The 8,829-nt window shown below is 65.8% G+C and carries 9 protein-coding genes; 8 read left to right on the top strand and 1 reads right to left on the bottom strand.

Features of this window, described 5'->3' with window-relative positions; genetic code table 11:
- Window positions 1–324 precede the first annotated feature (324 nt).
- From ccoN to ccoS, 8 genes are read left to right on the top strand one after another with little or no spacing between them, the layout of a single operon-like run.
- Entirely contained in the window at window positions 325–1,980 is a 1,656-nt protein-coding gene (gene ccoN, locus ABD050_RS27295) for a cytochrome-c oxidase, cbb3-type subunit I (RefSeq protein WP_343892733.1), read from the top strand.
- Window positions 1,981–1,990: 10 nt separating this feature from the next.
- A complete protein-coding gene (gene ccoO, locus ABD050_RS27290; RefSeq protein WP_343892732.1) occupies window positions 1,991–2,725 on the top strand; it encodes a cytochrome-c oxidase, cbb3-type subunit II in 735 nt (244 codons plus the stop codon).
- Entirely contained in the window at window positions 2,722–2,886 is a 165-nt protein-coding gene (locus ABD050_RS27285) for a cbb3-type cytochrome oxidase subunit 3 (protein ID WP_343892731.1), read from the top strand. Before ccoO ends, ABD050_RS27285 begins: the two co-directional genes overlap by 4 nt.
- A complete protein-coding gene (gene ccoP, locus ABD050_RS27280) occupies window positions 2,879–3,832 on the top strand; it encodes a cytochrome-c oxidase, cbb3-type subunit III (protein WP_343892730.1) in 954 nt (317 codons plus the stop codon). Before ABD050_RS27285 ends, ccoP begins: the two co-directional genes overlap by 8 nt.
- Before the next feature lies 1 nt (window position 3,833).
- Entirely contained in the window at window positions 3,834–5,354 is a 1,521-nt protein-coding gene (gene ccoG / locus ABD050_RS27275; protein WP_343892729.1) for a cytochrome c oxidase accessory protein CcoG, read from the top strand.
- On the top strand, window positions 5,351–5,809 hold the full coding sequence (locus tag ABD050_RS27270) for a FixH family protein (RefSeq protein ID WP_343892728.1): 459 nt from the start codon (window positions 5,351–5,353) through the stop codon (window positions 5,807–5,809). The genes ccoG and ABD050_RS27270 overlap by 4 nt, the downstream gene beginning before the upstream one ends.
- On the top strand, window positions 5,806–7,947 hold the full coding sequence (locus ABD050_RS27265; RefSeq protein ID WP_343892727.1) for a heavy metal translocating P-type ATPase: 2,142 nt from the start codon (window positions 5,806–5,808) through the stop codon (window positions 7,945–7,947). The genes ABD050_RS27270 and ABD050_RS27265 overlap by 4 nt, the downstream gene beginning before the upstream one ends.
- The gene (gene ccoS, locus ABD050_RS27260) at window positions 7,944–8,096 is read left to right on the top strand and encodes a cbb3-type cytochrome oxidase assembly protein CcoS (RefSeq protein ID WP_343892726.1); all 153 of its coding nucleotides are present in this window, start codon (window positions 7,944–7,946) and stop codon (window positions 8,094–8,096) included. The genes ABD050_RS27265 and ccoS overlap by 4 nt, the downstream gene beginning before the upstream one ends.
- Window positions 8,097–8,146: 50 nt before the next feature.
- Here ccoS and ABD050_RS27255 read toward each other — a convergent pair whose 3' ends face one another.
- Window positions 8,147–8,800, bottom strand: a complete 654-nt coding sequence (locus tag ABD050_RS27255; protein ID WP_343892735.1) for an OmpW/AlkL family protein — start codon at window positions 8,798–8,800, stop codon at window positions 8,147–8,149.
- Window positions 8,801–8,829: the final 29 nt, after the last annotated feature.

Here is an 8,829-nt window from a genome sequence, read left to right as displayed (position 1 = left end):
ATATGTCGATGAAGACCCGGTAGCGGCCCTCGACATGCAGGCGATCAATCGCCTGGGTGAAGATCCGGTCATAATCCATCGATCGCTGCTTCCCCGCTCGCTTCTGCCGGCCGTGTAGTGCCGGACCCGAATGCGGGCGTCTCATGGAGCGGCGGCTGGTGTCGCGACATACGGGAAGTCCCGTACGGAAAGCCGGGGCGATCTTCGGAATTCTACGTACAGCGTCGCTCGAATCATCCCGCTACCCGATTTGATCAGGATCAAGGGTCGGCATCGCGAGCTCGACCATGCGGTCGACGCCACGATCCGGTCGAAAGGGGTTCAATGGACGATATATTGCTGCGTAGCGGGGCCTGGCTTTTCATCGGCCTCCTCGCCCTGCTGGCATCCGCAATGGCGATCGATCACGGCTTTGCCGTCCAGATGATCATCGTCGCGGCCGCCGCGCTGGCTGTCGCCATCGGTACGATGCGCGGTGCAGCCAACCCGATCCTCGCCGATGGCGGATCCCGGCCGGCGCCGCGCGACCGCTATGACGACGAGGTCATCCGCTGGGGCGTGATCGCCACTGTCTTCTGGTGCGTGGTCGGCCTGCTGGTCGGCGTCGTCATCGCATCGCAGCTCGCCTTTCCGCTGCTCAACCTCCATTCCGAATTCAGCACGTTCGGCCGGCTGCGGCCGCTGCACACCTCAGCGGTGATCTTCGCCTTCGGCGGCAACGCGCTGATCTGTACCAGCTATTATGTCGTGCAGCGCACCTGCCGGACCCGGCTTGCCTTCCCCTGGCTCGCCCGCTTCGTCTTCTGGGGATACCAGCTCTTCATCGTGCTTGCGGCGTCCGGCTATCTGCTCGGCATCACCGAGGGCCGCGAATATGCCGAGCCCGAATGGTATGTCGACATCTGGCTGACGATCGTCTGGGTCTCGTACCTGGCGGTGTTCGTCGGCACGATCGTGCGCCGCTCAGAGCCGCACATCTATGTCGCCAACTGGTTCTATCTCGGCTTCATCATCACGGTGGCGATGCTCCACCTCGTCAACAACATGTCGATGCCGGTCTCGCTGGTCGGCTCCAAATCCTATTCGGCCTTTGCCGGTGTCCAGGATGCGCTCACTCAGTGGTGGTACGGCCATAACGCAGTCGGCTTCTTCCTGACCGCCGGCTTCCTCGGCATGATGTATTATTTCGTGCCGAAACAGGCAGAGCGGCCGATCTACAGCTACCGGCTGTCGATCATCCATTTCTGGTCGCTGATCTTCCTCTATATCTGGGCCGGCCCGCACCACCTTCACTACACCGCGCTGCCCGACTGGGCGCAGACGCTCGGCGAGGTCTTCTCGGTGATGCTCTGGATGCCGAGCTGGGGCGGCATGATCAACGGCCTGATGACGCTCAACGGCGCCTGGGACAAGATCCGCACTGATCCGATCATCCGCATGATGGTCTTCGCGCTCGCCTTTTACGGCATGGCGACCTTCGAGGGGCCGATGATGTCGGTCAAGGAGGTCAACTCGCTCAGCCACTATACCAACTGGACAATCGGCCATGTCCATTCCGCCGCGCTCGGCTGGAACGGCATGATCACCTTCGGCGCTCTCTACTTCATGGCGCCGCGGCTCTGGGGCCGGACCCGGCTCTATTCGCTCCGGATGGTCAACTGGCACTTCTGGTTGGCGACGATCGGCATCGTTCTCTACGCCTCGTCGATGTGGGTCGCGGGCATCATGCAGGGGCTGATGTGGCGCGAATATGGGCAGGACGGATACCTCGTCTACTCGTTCGCCGAGGTGGTCCAGGCACTGCACCCCTATTACACGATCCGGGTCGCGGGCGGCTTGCTCTACCTCGCTGGCGCGCTGGTCATGGTCTGGAACATCTGGATGACCATAGCCGGGAAGCTTCGCGACGAGGCGCCGATGTCGTCACCCGTCTACGATCCGGCGCGCGATCGCCCGGTCCTCACCCCACACGCCGCGTAAGGACGAGACGATGGCAAGCCTGCTCCACCGCCACAAGGTGATCGAACGCAACGTGACGTTGCTCGCGATCTTCGCCTTCCTCGTTGTCGCGATCGGCGGCATCGTCGAGATCGCGCCGCTCTTCTGGATCGACTCGACCGTCACCAAGGTCGAGGGTGTGCGACCCTATTCGCCGCTCGAGCTGGCCGGCCGCGACATCTATGTCCGCGAAGGCTGTTATGGCTGCCACAGCCAGATGATCCGTCCGTTCCGCGACGAGACCGAGCGCTACGGCCATTACAGCCTCGCCGCCGAGAGCATGTATGATCATCCGTTCCAATGGGGTTCGGAGCGTACCGGTCCGGATCTCGCGCGGGTCGGCGGCCGCTATTCGGACGAATGGCATGTCCAGCATCTGAAGGATCCGCGCGCGGTCGTGCCTGAATCGATCATGCCGCCTTACGCCTTCCTCGCTGACCGGGATCTCGATCTCAGCCATATCGGCGATCACCTGGCCGCGCTGCGCCGGGTCGGGGTCCCTTATAGCGACGAGGATATCGCCAAGGCAGCCGACGACGCCGCGGCCCAGGCCTCGGGCGAGGGCGACACCGCCGGACTGGCGAAGCGCTATCCCAAGGAACAGGCCCGCGATTTCGACGGCAATCCCGGCCGGCTGACCGAGATGGATGCGCTGGTCGCCTATCTCCAGGGCCTCGGCACTCAGGTCGACTTCAAGGCAGCTGCGCCACGGGAGGAGAAACGATGAGCTACGACGCACTGCGTACCTTCGCCGACAGCTGGGGCCTGATCCTGATGGGTGTCGCCTTCCTTGCCTTTGTCGGCTGGACCTTCCTGCGCTCGGTGGCCGCCGGCCACCGGCACGCAGCAATGAGCATCTTCGAACAAGAGGACGAGATCGATGGCTGATGACAAGCACGTCGGTGATGGGCCCATCGGTGGCGGGCGCATCGACGAGCCGACCGGCACCAGCTTTGTCGGCCACGAATGGGACGGCATCGAGGAACTCGATACGCCGATGCCACGCTGGTGGCTTTACACCTTCTACGCCTGCATTGCCTTCGCGCTCGTGATGGTCGTGCTCTATCCGGCGATCCCGATGCTGCACGGCGCGAGCCGCGGCACGCTCGGCTGGACCAGCCATGGCGAGCTGGAAAAGGAGATGATGGTCGAACATGGTCGCCGCGCGCCGACGATGCGCGCGCTGGCGATGACGCCGATCGAGAGCCTGTCCGGCAACAAGCAGCTGCTGCGCACGGCGCAGGAGGGCGGGCGTTCGGCGTTCAAGGTCTATTGCACCCAGTGCCACGGCGCCGGCGCGGCCGGCAGCAAGGGCTATCCCAACCTCAATGACGACGACTGGCTGTGGGGTGGCGATCTCGCCACCATCCAGCAGACGCTCGAGCATGGCGTCCGCCAGCCCGGCGACGACAAGACCCGCATGTCGCAGATGCCGGCCTTCGGCCGCGACGGCATCCTGAAGCCGGAAGAGGTGCAGGACGTCGTGTCCTATGTCCGCTTCGTGTCGCATCAGGAGGGCGCGAACGCCTCGGCGCGGCGCGGCGCAACGATCTTCGCCAACAACTGCGCCGTCTGCCACGGGGCCAATGCCAAGGGCAATCGCACCGTCGGCGCCCCGAACCTGACTGACGGCATCTGGCTCTATGGCGGGGATCGCGACACGCTCACCGAGACCGTGACCAACGCGCGTTACGGGATCATGCCGGCCTGGGGATCGCGGCTCGATCCGGTGACGATCAAGATGCTCGCCAGCTATGTCCATTCCCTGGGCGGCGGGGAGGCGTCGCCCCCAAAGCCCGCTCCGGCCAAGCCGTTGACGGTGGCGCAGAAGTGACATGACCAGCCTCCACGAGCTGAGCGCGCCCGACGAGCACTTCTTCGAAGCGCGCCGCAAGGTCTTCCCCAAGGCGGTCGACGGTCCGTTCCGGCGCCTGAAATGGGCGATCATGGCGGTCGCGTTGCTGATCTACTACGTCACCCCCTGGCTGCGCTGGAACCGCGGACCCTGGGCGCCCGACCAGGCAGTGCTGATCGATCTGGCGCATCGCCGCTTCTACATGTTCTCGATCGAGATCTGGCCGCACGAATTCTATTATGTCGCCGGCCTGCTGATCATGGCCGGGATCGGGCTGTTCCTCGTCACCTCGGCGGTCGGGCGGGCGTGGTGCGGCTATGCCTGCCCGCAGACCGTCTGGACCGACCTGTTCGTCCATGTCGAGCGCGCGATCGATGGCGATCGCAACGCGCAGATCAGGCTGCAAAAGGCGCCATGGGGGCCGGCGAAGATCGCGAAGCGGCTGGCGAAGCACACGATATGGCTGGTGATCGGGGCGCTGACCGGTGGCGCATGGATCTTCTATTTCGCCGACGCGCCGACGCTGGGGCAAGCCTTCGTCCACGGCACCGCGCCCTATGTCGCCTATGCGACGGTCGGGGTCCTCACCGCGACGACCTATATCTTCGGCGGCCTGATGCGCGAGCAGGTCTGCATCTATATGTGCCCCTGGCCGCGCATCCAGAGCGCGATGCTCGACGAGAAATCGCTGACCGTCACCTACAAGGCCTGGCGCGGCGAGCCGCGCACGCACGGCCTGAAACGGGAAGCGGCGGCGCAGGATCTCGAACATGGCGGAATGCCGTCGCTTGTCGCGCTGGCGTCCGACCCGTCGCTCGCGCCGCGCATCGGCGACTGTATCGACTGCAATGCCTGCATTGCCGTCTGCCCCACCGGCATCGACATCCGCGAGGGGCCGCAGATTGGCTGCATCACCTGCGGTCTCTGCATCGATGCGTGCGACGGCATCATGGCGAAGATCGGCCGGCCGAGCCGGCTGATCGGCTATACGACTGATCTCGACGAACGCCTGGCAGCGTCAGGGAAGGAACCCTTGCCGGTGCTGAAGCGCCTCTTCCGGCCGCGCACGCTAGTCTATTTCGGTGCCTGGGCCGGGATCGGCCTTGCGATGCTGTTCGCGCTCGGCAACCGCACCCGGCTCGACGTCAGCGTGCTCCAGACGCGCAATCCGCAATGGGTACGGCTGTCGGACGGCAGCATCCGCAATGGTTATACGGTCAAGGTCCGCAACATGGAGGAGCGCCCGCGCACGGTCGAGATATCGATCGATGGACTACCGGGCGCCTCGCTCTGGACCGAGGCATCGGGCCGTGGCGGCGCATCGACGCGCCTGAAGCTCGACGTCGCGCCGGACCAGGTCGCTCAAACCCAGTTGTTCGTCGCCGCGCCCGGCAGCGGGCCGCAACGCGCCGACATGGCCTTCACCGTGCGCGCGCTTGATGCCGAAGGCGGAGTCGCCCACGACAAGACCTATTTCGAGCGCCCGGAGCAAAGCCAATGACCCGCGTCTTCACCGGCTGGCACATGACTGGAATCATCGTCGCGATGTTCGGGCTCGTCATCGCCGTGAACTTCCTGATGGCCGGCTATGCGATCGGCACCTTCGGCGGCACCGTGGTCGACAACAGCTATGTGGCGAGCCAGCAGTTCAACACCTGGCTGGCCGAGGCGCGCGCCCAACGCCGCCTGAACTGGACGATGGACGCGACGGTCGGCACTGACCGGCGCATCGTCGTGACGGCCCTCACACCGGCCGGGCCCTTGTCCGGGGCAAGGGTCGAGGTCGTTGCGACTCACCCGCTGGGCCGGCTGCCCTCACGCACCCTGGTGCTGCAAAGCGCCGGGCCCGGCAGGTTCGTTGCCGCACAACCTCTGCCCGCCGGAAGATGGCTGCTGCGGGTCGACGTTCGCGCGGGCGGAAACAATGCCCGGTTCGACGACGAGATTCCGGCATGAACGTCGCGGCGGGGTTTGACGAGAGCACGCGCCTCGCGACCTCGACGTTCACCGTGGACGGGCTGCGCTGCGCTGCCTGCATCGCCAAGCTCGAATCCGGCCTGCCGCAGATATCCGGCGTGGTGTCGGCGCGGGTCAATTTCACCAGCAAGCGGGTTCGTATCGACCATGCCGCCAATCTGGCGGACGAGGATTTGCTGTCGGCGATCGGCCGGCTTGGCTTCCAGGCGCAGCTCTTCGTCGGTGAAAGCGACGCGGCGACCAATAGCGAGAGCCGCAGGCTGATGACCGCGCTCGCCGTGGCTGGGTTCGCGGCGATGAACGTGATGCTGCTCTCGGTCTCGATCTGGTCGGGCGCCGGCGGGTCCACGCGAACGCTGTTCCACTGGCTGTCGGCGGCGATCGCGCTGCCCGCGATCGCCTATGCCGGGCGGCCCTTCTTCAGCAACGCCTGGAGCGCCCTGCGGCATGGCCGCACGAACATGGATGTGCCGATCTCGATCGGCGTCACGCTGACCGCTGCGATGAGCCTTTACGAAACGGTGATCGGCGGCCCCCATGCCTATTTCGACGGCGCGGTCATGCTCCTGTTCTTCCTCCTCGCCGGGCGCTTTCTCGACAGCGCGATGCGCGCGCGTGCCGCCGACGGCGTCGCTGCGCTGATGCGGCGGGTCCCGAGCGACGTGCTGGTCCGGCTTCCAGATGGCGCGACCCAGCGGCGTCTGGCAGCCGAGCTTGCCCCGGGCATGCGGATGATGGTGGCGGCCGGCGAACGGATCGGCGCCGACGGCGTGGTCGAGGCGGGCCACAGCAGCGTCGATTGCTCGCTCGTCACGGGCGAAAGCGTCGCGGTCGCGGTGGACATCGGCGACACGGTGCTGGCCGGTACGATCAATCTCAACGGTCCGCTGACGATCCGCGTTACCGCCGCTGGCGATGCGACGATGGTCGCCGATATCGCGCGGCTGATGGAGAACGCGACCCAGGGTAAGGGGCGCTATGTCTGCATCGCCGATCGCGCCTCAAGGCTCTACGCGCCGGCGGTCCACAGCCTTGCCGTACTGAGCCTGGTCGGCTGGCTGATCGCGGGCACGGGCCTGCATCAGGCGATGACGGTCGCGGTCGCGGTGCTGATTATCACCTGCCCCTGCGCGCTCGGCCTTGCCGTGCCGATCGCCCAGGTCGTCGCGGCCGGCGCGCTGATGCGGGCCGGAATCCTGCTCAAGGACGGCTCCGCGCTCGAGCGTCTCGCCGCGGCGGATACCATTTTGCTCGACAAGACCGGGACCGTGACGCTCGGTCGGGTCGAGCCGCTTGCTGGCGTCCCGGTCGATCCGTTCGAGCGCGGCGTCCTGCTCTCGCTGGCCCGGGCGAGCCGGCATCCCTTGTCGGTGGCGATCGCCGAACGGCTCGAGCGCGAGGGGGCGGTATCGGTGGACCTGATCGACTGCAGGGAGGAGTCGGGTCTAGGGGTCAGTGCGCGGCTGGGTGCCCAGATCGTGCGTTTTGGCCGGCCCGACTGGGTCGGCGCGCCGGCGATTGGGGATGGCGAGACTGTCGCTGCGTTCCGGATCGGCGGCGGCGCACCGCAAGTGATGACATTCGGCGATGCGATGCGGCCCGATGCCGCGGCGGCAGTTGCACGGCTCCAGCGCCAGGGCTTCGCGCCGCGCCTGCTCTCGGGGGATTCTGCCCGGGTGGTCGACACTATCTCGGACGCGCTCGGCATCGCCGGCGGCGCTCGCATGGCGCCCGCCGACAAATACCGCGTCATCGACGAATTCGCGGCTGAGGGACGGAAAGTGCTGATGGTCGGTGACGGCCTCAATGACGGACCAGCGATGAAGCGCGCTTTCGTCGCCATGGCGCCGGCTTCGGGCACCGATGTCAGCCAGCTCGCCGCCGATCTCGTCTTCTTCGGCGACCGGCTGATGCCGGTGCCGGTCGCCATCGCCGCCGCGCGACGCACGATGCGTGTCGTGCGCCAGAATTTCGCGCTTGCGATCGGCTATAATATCCTCGCCGTGCCGCTTGCGATCGCCGGGCAGGTCACGCCGCTGATCGCAGCGCTCGCCATGTCGGGATCGTCGCTGATCGTTGTCGCCAACGCGCTCAGGTTGCGCGGAGCCGCGAAATGACTGGGCTGGTCGTGCTGATCCCGATCGCCCTTGCGCTTGGACTGGCGGGTCTTGCGGCCTTTTTCTGGGCGGCGCGCTCGGGTCAGTTCGAGGACCTCGACGGGGCAGCGCTCCGCATCCTGATCGAGGATGACGACCCGATCCCATAAAAGGGAGGCGGCATCGCTGCCGCCTCCAGGGGGGGAACGTGTCGCGACGATCAGAGGCGAATACCGACGCCCGCGCCGAAGACGAGCGGGTTGAGGTGGACCATCATCGTCTGCGTGCCGATAGCGGTGGTGGTCAGCGTCGCCTTGGTGGACATCCTGATATATTTGACATCCAGGTTGAGGAACACGCGCGGCGAGATGTCGACATCAATGCCGGCCTGCCCGGCCAAGCCGAAGCTGTCGTTCATATGCACCTTGGTCGGGCCGACTGCGGCCACCAGGCCGTTCGACGCCTTTTCGTCGATGAAGATCGTGTAGTTGACCCCGGCACCGACATAGGGGCGGACATGACCTTGCGGGTTGAAATGATATTGCGCGGTAAGGGTCGGCGGCAGCACCCAGGTCGAGGCGAGCTTGCCAATGCTGCCGGTCGTGCCGCTGGTGCCTGAGGCCGTGTGCTTGGTCGTCGCCGCGATCAGCTCGAAACCGATATTGTCGGTCGCCATATAGGTCAGGTCGACCTCGGGCATGACTGAATTGTCGACGCTCGCATGCTCCGACGGGAAGGTCGGCCTGATCCCGCTTGTCGTTTCATTGGGGGCGACGAGGATGGCGCGCACGCGCAACAACACATCGCCTGCCTTGATTCCTCCCTCCTCGCTCTGCGCTGCGGCAGGCGTTGCGACCATGGCCAGGCCGAGCATCGCAGTCGCCGCGAATAGATTTCTGTGTT

It is taken from the genome of Sphingomonas oligophenolica, from assembly GCF_039522915.1.
Lineage (GTDB): Bacteria > Pseudomonadota > Alphaproteobacteria > Sphingomonadales > Sphingomonadaceae > Sphingomonas > Sphingomonas oligophenolica.
This window is presented reverse-complemented; position numbering and strand designations above follow the sequence as displayed.

What these genes read in the sequence shown, in the direction of transcription:
- ccoN (WP_343892733.1), top strand. Translation starts at nt 325, where the DNA reads ATGGACGATATATTGCTGCGTAGCGGGGCCTGGCTTTTCATCGGCCTC.
- ccoO (WP_343892732.1), top strand. Translation starts at nt 1,991, where the DNA reads ATGGCAAGCCTGCTCCACCGCCACAAGGTGATCGAACGCAACGTGACG.
- ABD050_RS27285 (WP_343892731.1), top strand. Translation starts at nt 2,722, where the DNA reads ATGAGCTACGACGCACTGCGTACCTTCGCCGACAGCTGGGGCCTGATC.
- ccoP (WP_343892730.1), top strand. Translation starts at nt 2,879, where the DNA reads ATGGCTGATGACAAGCACGTCGGTGATGGGCCCATCGGTGGCGGGCGC.
- ccoG (WP_343892729.1), top strand. Translation starts at nt 3,834, where the DNA reads ATGACCAGCCTCCACGAGCTGAGCGCGCCCGACGAGCACTTCTTCGAA.
- ABD050_RS27270 (WP_343892728.1), top strand. Translation starts at nt 5,351, where the DNA reads ATGACCCGCGTCTTCACCGGCTGGCACATGACTGGAATCATCGTCGCG.
- ABD050_RS27265 (WP_343892727.1), top strand. Translation starts at nt 5,806, where the DNA reads ATGAACGTCGCGGCGGGGTTTGACGAGAGCACGCGCCTCGCGACCTCG.
- ccoS (WP_343892726.1), top strand. Translation starts at nt 7,944, where the DNA reads ATGACTGGGCTGGTCGTGCTGATCCCGATCGCCCTTGCGCTTGGACTG.
- ABD050_RS27255 (WP_343892735.1), bottom strand. Translation starts at nt 8,800, where the DNA reads ATGCTCGGCCTGGCCATGGTCGCAACGCCTGCCGCAGCGCAGAGCGAG.